Genomic DNA, 17,223 nt, shown 5'->3' on the forward strand with positions numbered 1-17,223 from the left:
TAGCCGAACCCAATGAGCGTTGATCCAGCAATCGTCGTGGCGGGGGACGCCCTCATCGACTTCGAGCCGGTGCGTCTGCCGGAGGGCGACGTGGCCTATCGCCCGCACTGCGGCGGTTCCTGCCTCAACGTCGCCATCGGCCTGGGCCGGCTCGATGTGCCGGTGCAGTTCCTGGCCCGCATCTCCTCCGACCACTTCGGTCGTATGCTGCGCGCCCACCTCGCCGAGTCCGGCGTGGGCACCGATCTGGTCCTGGAGACCGACGACCTGACCACGCTGGCGATGGTGCACCTGAGTGAGGGCGGCCAGCCGTCGTATTCGTTCCACGCCTCCGGTGCCGCGGACCGCGGCCTGACAAGGGCGCATCTGAGCGAATCCTCCTGGGGCGGAATACTTCCCGACGGAGCCGCCCTGCACATCGGATCGATCGCGCTGGCGATGGAGCCGCAGGCGAGCACCCTGACCGAGCTCTTCCTCGCCGAGGCCGGCCGCCGGGTGCTGACCCTCGACCCCAACGTGCGCACCTCCCTGGTCACCGATCACGACACCTTCGTCGCCCGGATCCAATCGCTGGCGCGGGTGTCCACGATCGTCAAGTGCAGCGACGAGGACTGCGCCGCCATCGCCCCCGACACACCACCGGAACACCTCCTGCACGGTTGGCTCGAGGACGGCGTCGCCCTCGTCGTGCTGACCGAGGGCGCCAAACCCGTCCGCGCCTGGACCCGCTCGGCGTCGGCCAGTCATCAGCCGCCGGCCGTCCCGGTCGCCGACACCATCGGCGCCGGCGACTCGTTCATGGCCGCCCTCCTCGCCGACCTGCACCACACCGGCCGCCTCAGCGCCGACGCCCTGGGCGCCCTCGATGACGCTGCGCTGGAAGCGATCCTGGCCTGGGCCGCCACCGCCGCCGCCCACACCGTCCAACACGCCGGCGCCAACCCACCCTGGACCAGCGACCTCCCCGGACCAGCGTGACCCGTCACGTCGACCGCTGACCCCCGCCCCACCCTCACCCGCCCGCCCGGGGTGTTGTCGTTGCATAGCCCCGCGTTCCGGTTGCGAGCCTGGCGACGCGGTCATACGCTCTCAGAACACGGAGAATCGACAAGGGGGTTAGATCCGTGAAGTATCTATCCATTGCCTGCGGAGTGGCCGGGCTCGCGTTTCTAGCAAGCGCGAACGCAGGACCAGCTTCAGCCAAGACCGTGATCCCTGGAGACCCGAATTCCGACCGGCCGTCGCCGAGAAGTTGAGACACCTTCGCCACGAGACCATGCCGTTCGTACCACAATCGATCCGCGACCGCCTGGCCGCCGAGGAACGAGCCAAGTTCGCTCAAGCGATCGGAAAGACGGGCGACCCGGGCGGCAGCCTGCCGGCCTCGTACAGCATCGGCGGGAAGCAGCATCCGCAAGAAACCAACTACTGGTGCGGTCCAGCGGCGGTTGAATCGGCCCTCGATCACCTCGGCATCGGCTCATCACAGAGCGCTCTCGCGACTCAACTCAACACCACGCAAGCCGCGGGAACGGGCTGGACGGGTTGGGTACCGATCAATTGATTCGGCAGTATTGACGGCGGTCGCGAACCGAACCCAATGCGCGGCGCACAATCCCAGAGCGGGATCCAGCGTCAGGGATCCCCCCTCTCGGGGCCACCCAGGCGTGGGCGAAGTCGAGCACGCCCGCCAAGGCGTCGAAACCCGAATCGTAGTGAATCAGGGTGAGGTGGTGCTCTCGCGCCAGGACGGCGGTGAGCAGGTCCGCGATCCCCACGGCCCGATGGCGCCCGGACTGTGCCACAAGCTCGCCGCGCCCGCGGCCGAGGAGGCGCGCCGCGACTACTTCGACATGGACATCGATCGCCACGAGATCGCCCCGCTGGCGGACCGGATCTGGCACCTCCGCCACCAGTTCACCAGCTATGACGCCGCCTTTCTCGCCCTGGCCGAGGCGCTCGACGCACCGTTGCACACCTGTGACGCCAAACTCGCTGCCGGAGGCCGTCGGGCTCGGGTTCGGCTGCACGGCAAGCACATCATGACGTGAGGACGATCCGGTCCCGCGGTCTCCGGTTTGCCACATTCGCCCATACCCCCTAGGGTATGCAGTGACGGCGGCGTTCCCCCTGCCCCTCCACCGGAACGCCGCCTCCCACCATCACGAACGACCGGAGAGCGGGCTCACTATGTCCACTATTGCCTTGACCGACGACTCCTTCGAGACCACGGTGCAGAACACCCCGATCCTCTTCGTCGACTTCTGGGCCGCGTGGTGCGGCCCGTGCCGTCAGTTCGCGCCGGTCTACGAGGCCGCCGCACAGAAACACCCCGACATCACCTTCGCCAAGGTCGACACCGAGGCCGAGCGCGGGATCGCCGCGGCGGCGCAGATCACTTCCATACCGACCCTCATGGCCTTCCGCGACGGGATCCTCGTCTTCGCTCAACCCGGTGCCCTGCCGGCCGCCGCCCTTGAGCAGGTCATCGACGGGGTCATGGCGCTCGACATGGACACCGTGCAGGCCCAGGTCGCCCGCCAACGGGACCTGCTCGACAAGCCGATCGAGGTCACCGCGGACGACTTCGCGGCCGCCTGGTCCCCCTCGGCCACGATCGTCGATGTCCGGGAACCCATGGAATACCGGGCCGGCCACGTTCCGGGAGCTCAGCTGATCCCGCTGGGTCAGCTGGCGGACAAGGTGGGCGAGGTTCCCACGGGCGGCCCGGTCTATGTCATCTGCGCCTCGGGCAATCGCAGCCGGCAGGCGACGGAACTGCTCCGCCGCTCCGGCGTCGAGGCCTACTCGGTGGCCGGCGGCACCTCGGCATGGGCGAACGCCGGACGGGACATCGTCACCGGGCCCTACGCCACCGCATCCTGACCAATCGCGCTGCCCACGTGGCGCTTTCAATGAGAAACAGCTTGTGGCCCACATACCCCCTGGGGTATAGTTAATCGAACTTTAAGCGGAAGGACCCATCGATGCTGTTCACGCAGTACTACCTCGACTGCCTCTCGCAGGCCTCCTATCTCATCGGCGACGAGACCACCGGCCAGGCCGTCGTCGTCGACCCACGACGCGACGTCGAGGACTACCTCACCGATGCCCGTGCCAACGGCCTGCGCATCGTCGGTGTCATCAACACCCACTTCCACGCCGACTTCGTCTCCGGCCACCTCGAACTCGCCAAGGAAACCGGGGCGTGGATCGGTTACGGACGGAAAGCCCAGCCGGAGTTCGACTTCCGCCCCCTGGCCGACGGCGACCGGATCAGCCTCGGTGACGTCCGCCTGGAGATCATGGAGACCCCGGGCCACACCCCCGAGTCGATCAGCGTCCTCGTCTACGAGCACGCCGGAGACGAGACGGCATACGGCGTCCTGACCGGCGATGCCCTCTTCATCGGCGATGTCGGCCGCCCCGACCTGCTCGCCTCGGTCGGCGTCAGCGCCGCCGAGCTGGGCGCCCAGCTGCACCACTCCATCCAGACCAAGCTCATGGGCCTGCCGGATGCCGTCCGCGTCTTTCCCGCGCACGGAGCCGGCTCGGCCTGCGGAAAGAACCTCTCCACCGAGAAGCAATCGACGATCGGTATGCAGCGCGCCACCAACTACGCCTGCCAGCCGATGAGCGAGGCGGACTTCGTCGCGGTGATCACCGAGGGTCAGCCGACCGCCCCCGGCTACTTCCTCTACAACGCCACCCTCAACAAGCAGGAGCGGGAGCCACGGGAGCTTGCTGCCCAGGTGCCTGCCCTCACCGACGAGCAAGTGCGTGACGCCCTCGACCGCGGGGCGCTCGTCCACGACGCCCGGCCCGCCGACGAGTTCACCGCCGGGCACGTGCGCGGCGCCGTCAGCGTCCCGGCCGACGGGCGACTGGCCGAGACCGCCGGCATGGTCTTCTCCCCCGACCAGGAGATCGTCCTGATGACTCCGGACGGGCTCGAGCAGGACACCGCGACCAGGCTCGCGCGGATCGGCTACGACCACGTCCTCGGCTATATCGCCGATCCCGAGAACTACCTGGTGCGGCATGCCGATTCGGTGACCCGGGCCAGCCGGCTGCGCGTCGACCAGTTCGACGAGACGCGCACCTCGGTGCAGGTCGTCGATGTCCGCAATCCCGGCGAGGTGGCCGGCGGCATGGTGCCCGGCGCGATTCACATCCCCCTGCCCCAGTTGCCCTCCCGCCTCGGCGAGTTGGACCCCGCCGTGCCCGTCGTCCTCTACTGCGCCGGCGGCTGGCGCTCCAGCGTCGCCGCGAGCCACCTGCGCGCCCACGGTTTCACCGACGTCTCCGACGTCATCGGCGGCTACAACGCCTGGGCCGCCGCCCACCCTGTGGCCAGCTGACCCCACGTCCGAAAACCCTCGCCCAGCAAAGGAGCTGGCAATGTCCGACATCGTCATCCTCGGCGCCGGAGTGGCCGGCCACACCGCTGCGCTCCACCTGAGCCGGTTGTTGCCCAAAGGCCACACGGTCACCGTCGTCTCACCGAACTCCAAGTGGAACTGGATCCCGAGCAATATCTGGGTGGGGGTCGGCAAGATGACCACGCGCGATGTCGTCTTCCCGCTCGCGCCGGTCTACGCCAAGAAAGGGATCCGCTTCGTCCAGGCGAGGGCCACCGCCATCCGCCCGCGCGGCGACGTCCGGGACAGCCGGCCCGCAGTCGATGTCGAACACACCGGACCCGGCCGCGCCGGCCAGACCGAGCGGCTGCGCTACGACTTCCTCGTCAACGCCACCGGCCCGCAGCTGAAGTTCCAGCTGACCGAGGGCCTGGGCCCACACGGCGGTCACACCGTCTCGGTGTGCACCGCCGACCATGCGGTCGCGGCCGCCCAGGAACTGAGCGCCACGATCGCTCGCCTGCGAGCCGGCGAGCCACAAACCCTGGTCGTCGGTATGGGGCATGGCACCTGCACCTGCGAGGGCGCAGCCTTCGAGTACGTCTTCAACGTCGACCACGAACTGCGTGAGGCCGGCGTCCGTGATCGGGCGCGGTTGGTCTATCTCACCAACGAGAACGAGCTCGGCGACTTCGGCGTCGGCGGAATGACCTTCTCCGACAAGGGTTTCGAGATGTCGTCGGAGCTGTGGACCGGGTCGCTGTTCCGAGAGCGAGGCGTCGAGGCCATCCTTGGTGCGCACGTCGCCAAGGTCGAGCCGGGCCTGATCCATTACGAGACTCTCGACGGCACGACCCACACCCTCGCCTTCGACTTCGGGATGCTCCTGCCGCCGTTCGGCGGGGTCCCGCTCGCGGCATACGACCAGGACGGCAGCGACATCACCGGGGAACTCTTCGCGCCCAGCGGCTTCATGAAAGTCGACGCGGATTACACCGCGAAGCCATATGAGGAGTGGTCGGCCGGCGACTGGCCGAAGACCTATCAGGCGGTCGGGTTCGACAATATCTGGGCCGTCGGGATCGCCTTCGCTCCCCCACACCAGATCTCGCGACCGCGCAAGTCCCCGAACGGGACCGTGATCACTCCCTCCCCTCCGCGCACGGGTATGCCGTCCGGCGTCATGGGCAAGACCGTCGCGTTGACCATCGTCGACCGGATCACGAAGGGCAGGTCGGCGCCCGCGCACGAGGCGTCGATGGCGCACATGGGGGCGGCCTGCGTCGCCTCCGCCGGCGCCGGGCTGCGGAAGGGCTCGGCCGCGGCCATGACAATGATGCCGATCGTTCCCGACTACGAGAAATACCGCACCGGACGCGATCTCGCCGACACCCGCGGGGAACTCGGCCTGGCCGGGCACTGGGTCAAGCTGATGCTGCACCACCTGTTCTTGCACAAGGCCAAGGGCCGTCCCGGCTGGCAGTTCATCCCCGAGTGAGGTCCATCATGACGAATCCCGAACCAGTCCAGCAGCTTTCCGCCTCTCCCGGTGGCGGCGTCGCCGATCTGTCCAGGGCGCCGCTACCGACCGGGCAGACCCTGCGCCGCCGGCAGAACATCCCGGTGCAACTGACCCGCTTCGTCGTCTTCAACACCCGGATCATGCGGATGGTGCTCAAGGGCGACCACTGAGGACGATCAGGCGCTGAGGCGGAAGGTCGATCCGGAGCTGCACTGCACCCAGGCGTCCGGCAGCGCGGCCTGCAGGGCGTGTTGCGCCCGCCAGCCGGTGCAATGCCCCGGAACGATGAGGTCCGGCGCCAGTTCCTGGAGTGCGGCGACGGTCGGCGCGATGATCGGCTCGAACGCCGGCCCGCCGAGGTGGAATCCGCCGATGAGCGCGGCCAACCGGCGTTGGCCGGTCAGGCGCAGAGCATGTCGCGCGATATTGACCACGCCGGCATGCCCGCACCCGGTGATCACGACGAGCCCCTGGTCACGGACGTTGACGACGAGCGCTTGGTCGTCGACCACGAGGGGGTCGTGCCGCCAATCGGCGCCGTCCCAGGCCTGGTGCGGAGGCGGCATACCGAGCTCGAACTCGGTGGTCCGGTCGATCTCACCGGTCACCAGAACGCAGCCGTCGACGATCACCGAAGGCACCCGACGCTCGATGACCTCGAACCCTTCGGCGGCCAGGACCGCCTTGTCCAAGACGGGGAAGCGCAGTTCGCTGCCCTCGAGGGCAAGTCGCCGAGGTGTCCAGGCGTACGGGTGGATGGTCAGCGGCATACCGGACCGGGGCAGGCGCTCGGCGAGTCCGGCCAAGCCGCCGATGTGGTCGAAGTGCCCGTGGCTGAGGACTATGCCCTGGATCGCGGTCAGGTCCACGCCGAGCCGGTCTGCGTTGACGATGATCCCGTTCGGTGAGGTTCCGGCGTCGAACAGGACGGTCGCCGTATGGTTTCCCCGGCGCACGGTGACCAGGACGGAGAAGCCGTGCTCGGCCCGGAGGCCGACGAGCGCGGTGCCGTCGATGAACTGAGGGGCCGGCTCGTGACCGCTGTTCAACCCGGCCCGGCTGACGTGGGGGCCGTCGGGGAGAAGTCCGTCGTAGACGTTCTCCATCAAGCTCGTGACCCGCACCTCATCGACCGGGGCAAGGACGATCGGATCGACCGCTTCTCTCTCGACGGGATGCGGCGCGGTCTGTGCGGCCCGCCAGCCGTCCGAGCAGTCACACACTGGCCGACCCCTTCCGTTCGGGCATCACTCACTTCGGCGATTCAGCCTAATACTACAGCCGCATTTATGGGAATGCGCCACGGCTGGCGTAATGACATCGGCGGGCTCGGGCTTGGTGCCGGCGACGCCAGGATGACCAGTGAAGAACTTCGGCCGGGTCTGGGTTGTGTTTCCAGATCAGTTGCGCCAGAAGGTGTTTGACCTCGGGGACGGTGAGCGGGATCAGGTCCGTGGGGTTGGCTCGATGGCCCCCTTTTTGGGGGTTGCCGTGGCCGCGGTGGTGATGGTCAGGAAGGCGTGGGCGAGCATGGCCAGGGTGATGTGCCGGTACCAGGATTCGTATCGGCGGACCTGGTACTGGTCCAGGCCGACCTGTCCCTTGGCGCTCTGGAAGGTCTCCTCGATGGCCCAGCGGGCCCCGGCGACACGGACAAGCTCGCGCAGCGGCGTGTCCTCGGGCCCGCAGCACAGGTAGTAAGCCAGGTCGGTGGGGTCGCTGATCGAACGGCGCACCAGCAGCCAGTAGCCATCGGCAGATTCCAGCGGACGGATCTGGGCGCGGGCCCAGTGATAGAGCCGGGGACCCTTGGCGCCGTTGCCTGCGGAGATTTTCTTGAACGCCTGCGCTGGAAGCGATCTCGCGAGTTCGTCCGCACGCAGCTTGGCGACCCGGTCGCCGGTGTCCGTCTCGACACGGGCGATGACGCGCTGGTTGACCGGCACCGCGAGCACGTACGGCATGCCACGACTCTCCAAGGTGGCGCGCAGCCCGCCGTGCTGGCCGTATACCTCGTCGCCGGTGACCCATCCGGCCGGCACCCCCGCATCCAATGCCCGACCGATCATCGCGATCGCTAGCTCCGGTTTGGTCGCGAAGGCCACCTCGTCGCCGATCCCGGCCTCTCGGCAGCGGTCCCGGTCCTCGGTCCACGCCTTTGGCAGATACAGCTCCCGGTCCAGGAACGTGCGGGCGACGGGCGTCGCGTATGCCAGGAACACCCCGATCTGACTGTTCTCGATCCGCCCCGCGGTGCCGGAGTACTGCCGGGCCACCCCGGCCGACTTCGTGCCCTTCTTGAGGAACCCCGTCTCGTCCACGACCAGCACCCCGGCCGGGTCGCCCAAGTGCTCGACCACGTACCCACGCACGTCGTCACGAACCAGGTCCACGTCCCAATCCGCCGCCGCGAGAAGGCGTTGCATCCCATCCGGGTTCGCCGCTCCGGCCCGCTCCGACAGCGTCCACCCGTTCTTGCGCTCCACCGGCGAGAGCAACCCGCGCACGTACTCCAGCGCCCGCTCCCGCGGCTCAGACCGCGCGAACCGCGACGCGATCCGGGCATGCACGGCCGCCAGCCCCTCCGCCCACAACTCCACTTCCGCCACACAAACCTCACTGATCACATAAGCACCATGGCCCCAGTCATCAGTCTGACATCCACGACACGCCGGTCAACCACAAATAAATGCGGCTGTAGTACTAAGCTAGAGGCGGCACCGTGGCGCCGGGAAGCCGGCGACCGGCCGGGCAATCCGCCGGCCGCCGCGGCGGCCAGCGGCCTACGACCGCCACCGCCCGGGGCCGCGACCACCCATGACGCCGGGTCCGCCGCCCATACCCGCGCCCGTGCCGTCGCACGCCGCGGCGCCACCGCCCAGGCCGGGGCCGCTGCCATGGTGCGTGCCGGCCGGGCCCGCGCCCATCGCGCCGGAGTAGGTGCCGTCGGCGGCGTCGGTGAACGCGGCCAGGTGGTTCCGCGACGCGGCGAGCAGCCGGCTCAGAACCCTTTTGAGGTCCTGCTGCGAGACCGAGGCGATGGTCTTCTGGAGGTCCGCGATATCCCGATTCTCCAGTGCGACACCGGCTTTCGCCGCCTCTGTGCGCGACTTCAGACCCTGAGCCTTCCACCCGTTGTAGAGGGACTGAAGGGTCGGGTCGGCATAGGAGCCGGGTGCACGACCGGCGGAAGGATCGGAGATGCCGTATGCCGTCAGCAAGCGCCCGACCGCCTCGAAGTGCCGCTGCTCCGAATAGACGACCCTGGAGAAGGGGAGGGCTGCGTCGTATTTGTCGCTGAACACGCGATAGAGATCGCGGGCCATCCGCTCCTCTTCGCGGTTGAACGCGAGCTTCGCCGCGAGTTGGGTGTCGGCGGCGGAGACAGCGCTGGAAGAGACCGGGCCGGCTGGGCTGTTCGCGGCGACGGCCGCTCCTCCGACCCCGAGGGTCCCGACGACGGCGACGACCGCTAGAACGGTGCGGGTGCGACTGGTGGACATGACTGCTCCTTGCGTGGGCCGGTTCTCTCCCGGCGGTTGTGGGGTTCTCACTCCTTAGCCAACGCCACGTGCGTGAAGCCGCGAGACTGGCTCGTGTGAAGCCTTCGTGAAGCCGCTAACCCTGGCCGGAGGGCGCGGCAGTCGCGGCATCTACGCTGGCACGGTGCCGCGCAGCGTGCTGATCGTCGACGACGAACCCCAGATCCGGACAGTCCTGCGCGCCTACCTGGCTCGGGCGGGCTATGAGGTCGCCGAGGCGGGCAGCGGCGCCGATGCCCTGAGCCTTCTGGCGGCCGCGACAACGCCCGACCTCGTGCTCCTCGACCTCGGCCTGCCCGACCTCGACGGCCTGGAGGTCCTGCGGATCATCCGCGCCCGATCCGACCTTCCGGTCATCGTCGTGACCGCGCGAGCCGAGGAGGTCGACACCCTGGTCGGGTTGTCCGTCGGCGCCGACGACTACGTCACCGAGCCGTTCAGCCCGCGGGAGATCGTCGCGCGGGTCGCCACGGTCCTGCGGCGGTCCCAGCCCCGGGATGCCGCAGATCCGCGCGAGGTGGATGACGGCACCCTCCGCTTCGCCGGCCTCACCGTCGATCCGCAGCGCCGGGAGGTCCGCGCCGACGACAAAAATCGTCACCCTGTCCGCCCTCGAGTTCAACCTCCTGCTCGCCCTGGCACAATCCCCCGGACGGGTCTTCTCCCGGACGCAGCTGCTGGAAAAGGTTTGGGGCTACGACTTTTTCGGCGACGAACGTGTTGTGGACGTGCACATCCGCAGCATGCGCAAAGCACTCGGCGATGCGGCGGCCGATCCGGCGATCATCGGGACGGTGCGCGGCGTCGGGTACAAGTTCCTGCCCGACCCCATAACCCGGGCGGACAAACCGTGAACCGCCTCACAACCCGGCTTGTCCTGCGCCACCTGCTCGTTGTCGTCATCGGCGCCCTCGTCACCTATGCCGTCGTCCGCGAACTCGCCCCGCGCCTGTTCGACATGTCGCAACTGGGTCGGATGGGTCGCGGCGGTGGTCAGGGCCAGGCCCTGCGTCAGCAGTTCGCCTCGGCGGTCGACCGCGCCGTCCTCGTCGGAGCACTTGCCGGGGCGGTCGCGGCCGCCCTGGCCGGAATCGTGGCCGCCGTGCGGCTGGTGCGTCCGATCAACGGCCTTCGCGCCGCGTCACGATCGATCGCCGAGGGTCGGTATGCCGCACCCATACCGAAGCCTCGTGATCGCGAGCTCGCCGAGCTCGCTGCCGACCTCGGGTCTCTCGCGAACTCGCTGGCCGACACCGAAAGCCGGCGGCTGCGCCTGCTGGGCGAGGTGGCGCATGAAATGCGCACCCCGTTGACGGTCATCGACGGCTATGTCGAGGGCATGATCGACGGCGTCCTGCCCACGACGGAAACCGAACTCGGCCAGGTCAGCGCCGAGGTGCGGCGCCTGCGCCGGCTCGCCGACGACCTCTCGGCCCTCTCCCGGGCCGACGAGGGCCGCCTTCGGCTCGTGCTTGCCGATGTCGATCTGCATGACGTCGTGCGCGAGGCCGCCACCCGCCTGCGCGGGCAGGCCACGGAGTGCGACATCGAGCTCACCGTGGACCCAGGTGCGACCGCGCTGCCGGCCCGCGTCGATGCCGACCGGATCGCCCAGGTGGTCACCAATCTGGTCGGCAATGCCCTTCGAGCGGTCCAGTCCGGCGGCCGGATCGGGGTGCGGTGCGCTCGCGCTGGCAGCGACGCCGTCGTCGTGGTTACCGATTCCGGGGCGGGCATCGACGCCGCCGATCTCGAGCGCATCTTCGAGCGCTTCTACCGGATTCCGGGCCATCGCCCGCCCGATGCCGCCTCCGGTCATGGGATCGGGCTGACGATCTCGCGGGCGATCGCCCGCGCTCACCGGGGCGACCTCGTCGGGGCCTCCCCCGGCCCCGGCCGGGGGGCCACGTTCACCCTGACGGTGCCTCTGCGCGACGGCAGGTGATCGTTCACCGCCCAGGACCGGTGCGGCTCGAGGTCAGGCGAGGGAGAGGAAGAGTTTCTCCATGGCGGCGACGTCCTGGGGTCTACCGTCCGGCCGGGTGACACACTCCCGCAAGGCCAACGCAATCACCGAGTAGCCGGCGCGGTCGACGGCTTTGCCGACCGCGGCGAGCTGGGTGACGATGTCCTGGCACTCGCGGCCGTCCTCGATCATCCGGACGATGCCGCCGAGCTGGCCCTGCGCCCGCTTCAGCCGCTTCACGACGGCGTCCGTGTCATCCTCGCTGAGCCGCATACCCGCTCCCTCCTGCCGTGCTCGGTCGATGGCTCCTGGCGGTCGGGCCAGATCTCGATACCCCCTAGGGTATACTCGTATCGGCAGAAAGGCCAGCCGGAATCGACAACGAAAGGGCGCATCCACATGGTCGTCGCGGTCCTTGTGGGTCTGCTCATCGGGCTCTCCCTCGGCGCGCTCGGAGGCGGCGGATCGATCCTCACCGTGCCGGCGCTGGTCTACCTCGTCGGCCAGGACGCGAAGGATGCCACCACCGGTTCGCTCGTCATCGTCGGGCTCACCTCGCTGATCGCCCTGATCCCCCATGCGCGCGCCGGCCGGGTGCGCTTCCTCCAGGGCCTCGTCTTCGGCGCCCTCGGGATCGCCGGGTCCTTCGCCGGCTCGGCCCTGGCCGCGCACGTCCCCTCCAGGGTGCTCCTGGCCTCCTTCGCCGCCCTCATGCTCGTCGTCGCCGTGCTGATGTTCCGCCGATCGTCGGCAGCTCGCAATGGCAGCGCTCCGGACGACGTGATCCATCCTGTGATCCGGTGGCGCCCCTTTCACTGCGACTGGGTGCGCGTGGTTCGGATCCTGGCGACCGCGACCGGGGTTGGGCTGCTGACCGGGTTCTTCGGCGTCGGCGGCGGGTTCGTTCTCGTGCCGGCCCTCGTGCTCGCGCTCGAGTTCAGCATGCCGGTGGCGGTGGGCACCTCGCTGCTGGTCATCGCGGTCAACAGCGCGACCGCGCTGACCGCCCGTCTTGGACAGGGGATTTCACTCGACTGGGGTGTGATCGCGCTCTTCACGGCCGCCGCGATTCTCGGCAGTCTGGCCGGCGGTCGCGTGGCCTCGCGGCTTCCGGCGGCCGCCCTGACGCGGGCCTTCTCCGTCTTGCTGGTTCTCGTGGCACTCGGAGTTGGTGGCGAAAGCCTGTTGCGCTGGAACTGATCTCGCATCTCGCCGACGACGGCGCCCACGTGGCGATGTCCGCCAAGGGGCAAGGTAACCACGGGTCCGTGATCGGCCGCGAGCGATTCCCTCACGATCGTGCGGTTGACCCGACCGGCAGACACGTCGCCATCCGTCGGCCACGATGAGGGCGGGCTCCATCGCCTGGTGAGCCCCACAGCGGCGGCATAGCCGTCGCCGTCATCCGAGCGGCAATCAGTCCCCCGTCTTGATCGGGCAGTCCGGACTGGGACAGAAGTCCGCCCAGTCCAACTCCGTTTCGTCGACGCCGCCCACCTCGCCGGTGGGCCGCAACGCGTCCAACTCCAGAAGCTGTCCGCACTCCCGGCAGCTTCTCGGCGCCGTTGCCTCTTGTTGCGCAGCCATACACCCCATGGTCGCAGGCCGCGCCGACTCCAAGCCGGCGGGGTAACCCAGCACACACCGAACTCCCCAACGGCCGCATGTCGGCCGTTAGATTTCGTGACATGGCATACCAGTACAAGGTCGTCGAACTGCGCGAGAAGATGATCGGCGGGAAGATGTCCGGCGCCAAACTCGAGAAGGTCCTCAACGACTACGCGGCCCAGGGCTGGCAGTTGAAGGCCATCACTTCCACCGATGTCAAGGGACGGGTCGGGCCGGGAGGGGTCGACGGATTGCTGATCACCCTGGAACGCTCCGTCTGATTCGGCGCTCCGGCGAGTTCAAACGGCGCGATCGGTCCGGGCGCTACTCGTCGCCGCGGAGGGTGAAGGAGCGCAGCCGATCGCCGGTGACCCACAGACCCACGAGGGTGACGAGCGCGGCGGCGAGCACGGCATACCCCAACGAGAGGTTGGCGTCGGCTACTCGCGAACTGATCTCGCTGGCCAGCTGTCGCCCCCACGGGCCGATCGCGACCCAGCGGATGCCGGCCAGCAGGTTGCCGAGCACCCCCTCCCAGATCAGCACGAACAGCAGCCCGGCCACGACCGCATGCCGGGTCAGGGCCGCGAGCGCGAGAAAGAACGCGGTGTATGCCGTTCCGGCCACCGCCGCACCCGCGCCCCAGGCCAGGGCCGCGCGCGGATCGCCGGGATCGATGACCAGACCGGCGAGCGCGATCGGCAGCGCACCGAAGGCGAGCGTGGCCAGTTCGGCCACGACGAACTTGCTCACCGCGATGGCGTGCCGGCTGACCGGCTTGGCCAGCAGATAGACGATCGACCCGTCATCGACCTCGGGCCCGAGGACCGCGCTCGCAGCGAGCAAGGCGACCAGCGGCAGCGCGAGCGTGTAACCCAGGATCACCACGTGGTCGAAACCCTCGCTCGAGTCGGTGAGCAGCCGGACTACGAGGGCGAGGATCAGCAGGACCACCGGGATGAGGAGGAGCACCAGACCGCGCCGGCGGCCGAGTAGGGCCTGGGCGGACAGGCGCACGATGGTCGGCTTCATGCCGGCCCCCCGACGAGATAGCCGAAGACGCTCTCGAGCGAGTCGTCGCTCGGCGTCAGTTCGAGGATCCGGATGCCGCCCGCCCGGGCCAGCTGCGGCAGCCGGACCGCGAACGAGCCGAGATCGCTGACCGAGACGTCGAGCCCGCCCTGAGCCCGCACCGCGACACCGATGACCGACGGCTCGGTGATGAGCGCGGCGGCCAGGCGGCGATCGTCGCCGGCCACGACGACATACTGCATCGGCCGGTCGGTCATCAGCCGCCGGATCGCACTGAAGTCACCGGACGCCGCGTGCCGGCCGGCGACGACGACCTCGATCTGCCGGGCGACCTGCTCGACCTCCTCCAGGATGTGTGAACTGAACAACAGCGTGCGACCCTCCTCGCCCATCCGCCGCAGCAGCCCCATCAGGTGCAGGCGCTGGCGGGGGTCGACGCCGTTGAACGGTTCGTCGAGCAGCAGCACGGCGGGGTCATGGACCAACGCGGAGGCGAGCTTCGCGCGCTGGCGCATGCCCTTGGAGTAGGTCTCGATTCGCCGCGCCGCCGGCTCGGTCATCTCGACCGTCGCCAGCGCCCGCTCGGCCGCCGCGCCCGGGTCGGCCAATCCGTGCAGTTCGGCGTTGGCGCGCACGAACTGACGACCGGTCAGATAGCCGAAGCTCAGCTCGCGTTCGGGCACCAGACCGATCGTCCGATAGGCATCGGTATGCCGCCAGATCGCCTCCCCATCCAGCGTCACCGACCCGGCGGACGGGGCGAGGAAGCCGGCCATCATCGCGATGAGGGTCGTCTTGCCGGCGCCGTTCGGGCCGAGCAAGCCGGTGATCCCGGGGCCGATCGCCATCGAAATACCGTTGACGGCAACGACATTGCCGAACCACCGGGAGGCCGCATCGAGGGTCAGGACACTCATTTCGCGGCCAGCTTCCGGTAGCGCCAGACCAGCCCGGCGAGGCATGCCACCGCGATGCCAGCCAGGACCGCGACATACGCCACCTCCATCGCCGTCGACGTCGGCGGGGTCAGCGCGGTGCCGTCGGCCCAGGCCGCGACCAGTCCGCGGTAGAGGGAGTAGGGCGAGAAGAGTCCGGCGATCTCCCCGATCCGAGGGCGACCCTCCTCGTGGGCGATCGCCTGGATCGAGGCGACGACGCCGTCGCCGAGCAGGAGGAAGGCGATCGTCGCCATCACCCCGAAGCCGCGCCGGGTCGACACCGACGAGATCAGGCCGGCGACGCCGGTGAGGGCGCCGGCGAGCAGCAGGGCGAGGACCACGGCGACGCCCGCGTCCTTGACCTGCTCGGTCAGGTCGAACTCGCAGAGGAGGGCGACGACGAAGAGGATGAGGATCGGCAGCAGCAGGAAGACCAGCGTGGCGGCGAGCAGCGCGGCCCAGCGCGCGAGGGCATAGACCGGTGCCGGGAGCGGACGGGCCAGATAGAGCGCGATCGTGCCGTGGCGCTGGTCTCGGGAGAAGAGCACGGGCGCCTGGGAGGCGACGAAGATCCCCAGCAGCACCTGCGTCTGGGCCGCGTAGCGGGCGTATCCGATGGGCAACTCGTCCAGGCCGACGAAGACGACGACCCCGACGATGGCCAGCGCCGGGGCTAGGTTCAGCGCGAGGAGGACGAACGGGAGGATCTTGGAGCGACCCGAGCGTCCCAGGCCGAAGGCATTGCGGAAGCCGGTGACCACCAAGGCACGGGCGATTGCGCCGAGGCCGAGGCGCGAACCTGCATACGGCCGGTATCCGATGTCGTGGATGACACTGCTGGCGGGGGTCGGTATGCCGCTCGGCTGGCTCATCGTGGCCCCTGGGCATCGTCGAAGACATCCTCGATGCGGCGGTGATCGGCCTGGAGGCGGACCAGGCCGAGGCCGAGGCCGGCCGCCGTGTCCCGGATCAGGTCGTGCACCTCGCGCTCGCCGGTCGCCGCCGCCTCGACCGTCAGCATGGTCCCCCGCGCCGAGGCGGGCAGGCCGGCATCGGTGAGTGCGGCGATCATCCGGGTCTGGGCGTTCTCGCCGAGGACCTCGATGAGCAGGGCACCGGTCGCGTCGAGGAATTCGTCGGTGCGCGAGGCCCGCAGCAGCCGGCCCCCGTCGAGGACGACGACCTGATCGCTGACCCGCTCCAGCTCGCCGAGCAGGTGGGAGGTGACGATGATCGAGATGCCGAATTCGTGGCCGATCCGCTGGATCAGGCCGAGCATCTCGTCCCGGGCGGCCGGATCCAGACCATTGGTGGGTTCGTCGAGAAAGACCAGCTTCGGGTCGTGAACGAGCGCCTGGGCAAGCTTGGCCTTCTGCTTCATCCCGGTGGAGTAGCCCCCCATCGGCCGGTAGCGCTCCTCGGCCAGGCCCACGTGCCGCAGGACGTCGGCAGCCCGCTCGCGGGCGGCGAGCCGCGGCAGACCAGACATCATCGCCATGTGCACGGCGAAGTCGCTGGCGCTGACATCCGGTGGGAGACAGTCGTGTTCGGGCAGGTAGCCTACCGCCGCCCGGATCGCGGCGCCGTCCGTGGCGATGTCGCGCCCGAGCACCTGGGCGCCTCCCCCCGTCGGCGGGATCAACCCGAGCAAAATCTTGATCAGCGTCGACTTGCCGGCCCCGTTGGCCCCGACCAGCCCGGTCACGCCCGGATCGACCCGCACGCTCAAGGCATCGAGGGCGAGCACGGAGCCGTAGTCCTTGGTGATCCCCTCGGTCACCACCACCGGTTCCATGGCTCCAACATATCGGCGCGGACAAAACCGTCAATCGGGGTCATCCCCGGCTGACCCCCGGGACCTCACGATAGATCGCTTAATTCTATTGATTGAATCTATTGACTCAATCAGTTGATTGATTCTAGGGTGTGACGAACGAGACATGGCAAGGAGGCCAGCAGATGATCGAGCTGTATGAGGTGGCGATCCCCGCAAGTGGATCCGTCGAGAACGTCGTCGTCACGGCCTGGCTCGTGGCGGTCGGCGACACCGTGGCCGAGGACGACCTGCTCGCCGAGATCAGCACCGACAAGGTCGACACCGAACTGGCCAGCCCCCAGGCCGGCCGGGTCGCGGCGTTCCTGGTGGCGGAAGAGGACGAGGTGTCCGTGGGCACCGTCGTCTGCCTGCTCGCGCCGGCGGACGCCGACGACGACGAGATGGCCGCCGCGGTCGCGGCCCGGCACGGCTGACCGC

At 69.0% G+C, this 17,223-nt stretch carries 21 protein-coding genes and 2 pseudogenes; 14 read left to right on the plus strand and 9 right to left on the minus strand.

The annotated features are described in order from the left end of the window. Window positions 1–12 precede the first annotated feature (12 nt). From V9G19_RS23395 to V9G19_RS23430, 8 genes and pseudogenes are all read left to right on the plus strand, one after another. Window positions 13–978: a carbohydrate kinase family protein gene (locus V9G19_RS23395; protein WP_462287796.1), complete on the plus strand. Its 966-nt coding sequence runs from the start codon at window positions 13–15 to the stop codon at window positions 976–978. Between the two features lie 298 nt (window positions 979–1,276). Beyond that, a complete protein-coding gene (locus V9G19_RS23400) occupies window positions 1,277–1,564 on the plus strand; it encodes a C39 family peptidase (protein ID WP_462287797.1) in 288 nt (95 codons plus the stop codon). A 169-nt stretch (window positions 1,565–1,733) separates the two neighbouring features. Then, the gene (locus V9G19_RS23405) at window positions 1,734–2,051 is read left to right on the plus strand and encodes a hypothetical protein (protein WP_462287798.1); all 318 of its coding nucleotides are present in this window, start codon (window positions 1,734–1,736) and stop codon (window positions 2,049–2,051) included. A gap of 139 nt (window positions 2,052–2,190) precedes the next feature. Beyond that, a pseudogene (gene trxA, locus V9G19_RS23410) lies at window positions 2,191–2,547 on the plus strand (thioredoxin); the annotation flags it as partial. Further along, window positions 2,521–2,886 (plus strand): rhodanese-like domain-containing protein, encoded by a 366-nt coding sequence (locus V9G19_RS23415; RefSeq protein ID WP_462288105.1) that lies wholly within the window; start codon window positions 2,521–2,523, stop codon window positions 2,884–2,886. The pseudogene trxA and the gene V9G19_RS23415, both read left to right, overlap by 27 nt. A gap of 101 nt (window positions 2,887–2,987) precedes the next feature. Beyond that, window positions 2,988–4,361, plus strand: a complete 1,374-nt coding sequence (locus V9G19_RS23420; RefSeq protein ID WP_462287799.1) for an MBL fold metallo-hydrolase — start codon at window positions 2,988–2,990, stop codon at window positions 4,359–4,361. Between the two features lie 40 nt (window positions 4,362–4,401). Then, entirely contained in the window at window positions 4,402–5,859 is a 1,458-nt protein-coding gene (locus V9G19_RS23425; RefSeq protein ID WP_462287800.1) for an NAD(P)/FAD-dependent oxidoreductase, read from the plus strand. Between the two features lie 8 nt (window positions 5,860–5,867). Beyond that, the gene (locus V9G19_RS23430; RefSeq protein ID WP_462287801.1) at window positions 5,868–6,053 is read left to right on the plus strand and encodes a hypothetical protein; all 186 of its coding nucleotides are present in this window, start codon (window positions 5,868–5,870) and stop codon (window positions 6,051–6,053) included. A 6-nt stretch (window positions 6,054–6,059) separates the two neighbouring features. Here the strand turns inward: V9G19_RS23430 and V9G19_RS23435 are convergent, their stop codons facing one another. From V9G19_RS23435 to V9G19_RS23445, 3 genes are all read right to left on the minus strand, one after another. Continuing rightward, window positions 6,060–7,106: an MBL fold metallo-hydrolase gene (locus V9G19_RS23435; protein ID WP_462287802.1), complete on the minus strand. Its 1,047-nt coding sequence runs from the start codon at window positions 7,104–7,106 to the stop codon at window positions 6,060–6,062. Between the two features lie 222 nt (window positions 7,107–7,328). Further along, entirely contained in the window at window positions 7,329–8,492 is a 1,164-nt protein-coding gene (locus V9G19_RS23440) for an IS701 family transposase (RefSeq protein ID WP_462283989.1), read from the minus strand. A 174-nt stretch (window positions 8,493–8,666) separates the two neighbouring features. After that, a complete protein-coding gene (locus tag V9G19_RS23445) occupies window positions 8,667–9,386 on the minus strand; it encodes a DUF2202 domain-containing protein (RefSeq protein ID WP_462287803.1) in 720 nt (239 codons plus the stop codon). Window positions 9,387–9,561: 175 nt separating this feature from the next. Here V9G19_RS23445 and V9G19_RS23450 point away from each other — a divergent pair. The 3 genes and pseudogenes from V9G19_RS23450 to V9G19_RS23460 all read left to right on the plus strand — a co-directional run. Next, window positions 9,562–9,831: pseudogene (locus tag V9G19_RS23450) on the plus strand (response regulator); the annotation flags it as partial. Between the two features lie 115 nt (window positions 9,832–9,946). Beyond that, complete coding sequence (locus V9G19_RS23455) at window positions 9,947–10,279, plus strand: winged helix-turn-helix domain-containing protein (protein WP_462288106.1); 333 nt, start codon at window positions 9,947–9,949, stop codon at window positions 10,277–10,279. Further along, on the plus strand, window positions 10,276–11,370 hold the full coding sequence (locus tag V9G19_RS23460; RefSeq protein ID WP_462288107.1) for a sensor histidine kinase: 1,095 nt from the start codon (window positions 10,276–10,278) through the stop codon (window positions 11,368–11,370). Before V9G19_RS23455 ends, V9G19_RS23460 begins: the two co-directional genes overlap by 4 nt. 33 nt (window positions 11,371–11,403) lie before the next feature. Here the strand turns inward: V9G19_RS23460 and V9G19_RS23465 are convergent, their stop codons facing one another. Next, window positions 11,404–11,664, minus strand: a complete 261-nt coding sequence (locus tag V9G19_RS23465; RefSeq protein ID WP_462287804.1) for a metal-sensitive transcriptional regulator — start codon at window positions 11,662–11,664, stop codon at window positions 11,404–11,406. Window positions 11,665–11,790: 126 nt separating this feature from the next. Between V9G19_RS23465 and V9G19_RS23470 the strand changes: the two genes are divergently transcribed. Then, complete coding sequence (locus tag V9G19_RS23470; protein WP_462287805.1) at window positions 11,791–12,591, plus strand: sulfite exporter TauE/SafE family protein; 801 nt, start codon at window positions 11,791–11,793, stop codon at window positions 12,589–12,591. Between the two features lie 216 nt (window positions 12,592–12,807). Here the strand turns inward: V9G19_RS23470 and V9G19_RS23475 are convergent, their stop codons facing one another. Then, on the minus strand, window positions 12,808–12,978 hold the full coding sequence (locus V9G19_RS23475) for a hypothetical protein (RefSeq protein ID WP_462287806.1): 171 nt from the start codon (window positions 12,976–12,978) through the stop codon (window positions 12,808–12,810). Between the two features lie 101 nt (window positions 12,979–13,079). Here V9G19_RS23475 and V9G19_RS23480 point away from each other — a divergent pair, with 101 nt between their 5' ends. Then, window positions 13,080–13,280 carry a DUF4177 domain-containing protein gene (locus V9G19_RS23480; RefSeq protein ID WP_462287807.1) on the plus strand — a complete coding sequence of 67 codons (201 nt, stop codon included), beginning with the start codon at window positions 13,080–13,082 and terminating at the stop codon, window positions 13,278–13,280. A gap of 43 nt (window positions 13,281–13,323) precedes the next feature. Here the strand turns inward: V9G19_RS23480 and V9G19_RS23485 are convergent, their stop codons facing one another. The 4 genes from V9G19_RS23485 to V9G19_RS23500 are packed head-to-tail and all read right to left on the minus strand — an operon-like array spanning window position 13,324 to window position 16,764. Continuing rightward, window positions 13,324–14,031 carry an ABC transporter permease subunit gene (locus tag V9G19_RS23485; RefSeq protein ID WP_462287808.1) on the minus strand — a complete coding sequence of 236 codons (708 nt, stop codon included), beginning with the start codon at window positions 14,029–14,031 and terminating at the stop codon, window positions 13,324–13,326. Then, a complete protein-coding gene (locus tag V9G19_RS23490) occupies window positions 14,028–14,948 on the minus strand; it encodes an ABC transporter ATP-binding protein (protein WP_462287809.1) in 921 nt (306 codons plus the stop codon). The genes V9G19_RS23485 and V9G19_RS23490 overlap by 4 nt, the downstream gene beginning before the upstream one ends. Further along, window positions 14,945–15,841: a hypothetical protein gene (locus tag V9G19_RS23495; RefSeq protein ID WP_462287810.1), complete on the minus strand. Its 897-nt coding sequence runs from the start codon at window positions 15,839–15,841 to the stop codon at window positions 14,945–14,947. Before V9G19_RS23495 ends, V9G19_RS23490 begins: the two co-directional genes overlap by 4 nt. Next, window positions 15,838–16,764 carry an ABC transporter ATP-binding protein gene (locus V9G19_RS23500; RefSeq protein ID WP_462287811.1) on the minus strand — a complete coding sequence of 309 codons (927 nt, stop codon included), beginning with the start codon at window positions 16,762–16,764 and terminating at the stop codon, window positions 15,838–15,840. Before V9G19_RS23500 ends, V9G19_RS23495 begins: the two co-directional genes overlap by 4 nt. 164 nt (window positions 16,765–16,928) lie before the next feature. On the opposite strand from V9G19_RS23500, the gene V9G19_RS23505 reads away from it, so the two are divergent. Continuing rightward, window positions 16,929–17,219, plus strand: a complete 291-nt coding sequence (locus V9G19_RS23505) for a lipoyl domain-containing protein (protein WP_462287812.1) — start codon at window positions 16,929–16,931, stop codon at window positions 17,217–17,219. The last annotated feature ends 4 nt before the right edge of the window (window positions 17,220–17,223 follow it).

It is taken from the genome of Nostocoides sp. (assembly GCF_037045025.1).
Lineage (GTDB): Bacteria > Actinomycetota > Actinomycetes > Actinomycetales > Dermatophilaceae > Nostocoides_A.

Coding starts and splice junctions, on each gene's coding strand:
- V9G19_RS23395 (WP_462287796.1), top strand. CDS start 13: ATGAGCGTTGATCCAGCAATCGTCGTGGCGGGGGACGCCCTCATCGAC.
- V9G19_RS23400 (WP_462287797.1), top strand. CDS start 1,277: ATGCCGTTCGTACCACAATCGATCCGCGACCGCCTGGCCGCCGAGGAA.
- V9G19_RS23420 (WP_462287799.1), top strand. CDS start 2,988: ATGCTGTTCACGCAGTACTACCTCGACTGCCTCTCGCAGGCCTCCTAT.
- V9G19_RS23425 (WP_462287800.1), top strand. CDS start 4,402: ATGTCCGACATCGTCATCCTCGGCGCCGGAGTGGCCGGCCACACCGCT.
- V9G19_RS23430 (WP_462287801.1), top strand. CDS start 5,868: ATGACGAATCCCGAACCAGTCCAGCAGCTTTCCGCCTCTCCCGGTGGC.
- V9G19_RS23445 (WP_462287803.1), bottom strand. CDS start 9,386: ATGTCCACCAGTCGCACCCGCACCGTTCTAGCGGTCGTCGCCGTCGTC.
- V9G19_RS23455 (WP_462288106.1), top strand. CDS start 9,947: ATGACGGCACCCTCCGCTTCGCCGGCCTCACCGTCGATCCGCAGCGCC.
- V9G19_RS23465 (WP_462287804.1), bottom strand. CDS start 11,664: ATGCGGCTCAGCGAGGATGACACGGACGCCGTCGTGAAGCGGCTGAAG.
- V9G19_RS23470 (WP_462287805.1), top strand. CDS start 11,791: ATGGTCGTCGCGGTCCTTGTGGGTCTGCTCATCGGGCTCTCCCTCGGC.
- V9G19_RS23475 (WP_462287806.1), bottom strand. CDS start 12,978: ATGGCTGCGCAACAAGAGGCAACGGCGCCGAGAAGCTGCCGGGAGTGC.
- V9G19_RS23480 (WP_462287807.1), top strand. CDS start 13,080: ATGGCATACCAGTACAAGGTCGTCGAACTGCGCGAGAAGATGATCGGC.
- V9G19_RS23485 (WP_462287808.1), bottom strand. CDS start 14,031: ATGAAGCCGACCATCGTGCGCCTGTCCGCCCAGGCCCTACTCGGCCGC.
- V9G19_RS23490 (WP_462287809.1), bottom strand. CDS start 14,948: ATGAGTGTCCTGACCCTCGATGCGGCCTCCCGGTGGTTCGGCAATGTC.
- V9G19_RS23495 (WP_462287810.1), bottom strand. CDS start 15,841: ATGAGCCAGCCGAGCGGCATACCGACCCCCGCCAGCAGTGTCATCCAC.
- V9G19_RS23500 (WP_462287811.1), bottom strand. CDS start 16,764: ATGGAACCGGTGGTGGTGACCGAGGGGATCACCAAGGACTACGGCTCC.
- V9G19_RS23505 (WP_462287812.1), top strand. CDS start 16,929: ATGATCGAGCTGTATGAGGTGGCGATCCCCGCAAGTGGATCCGTCGAG.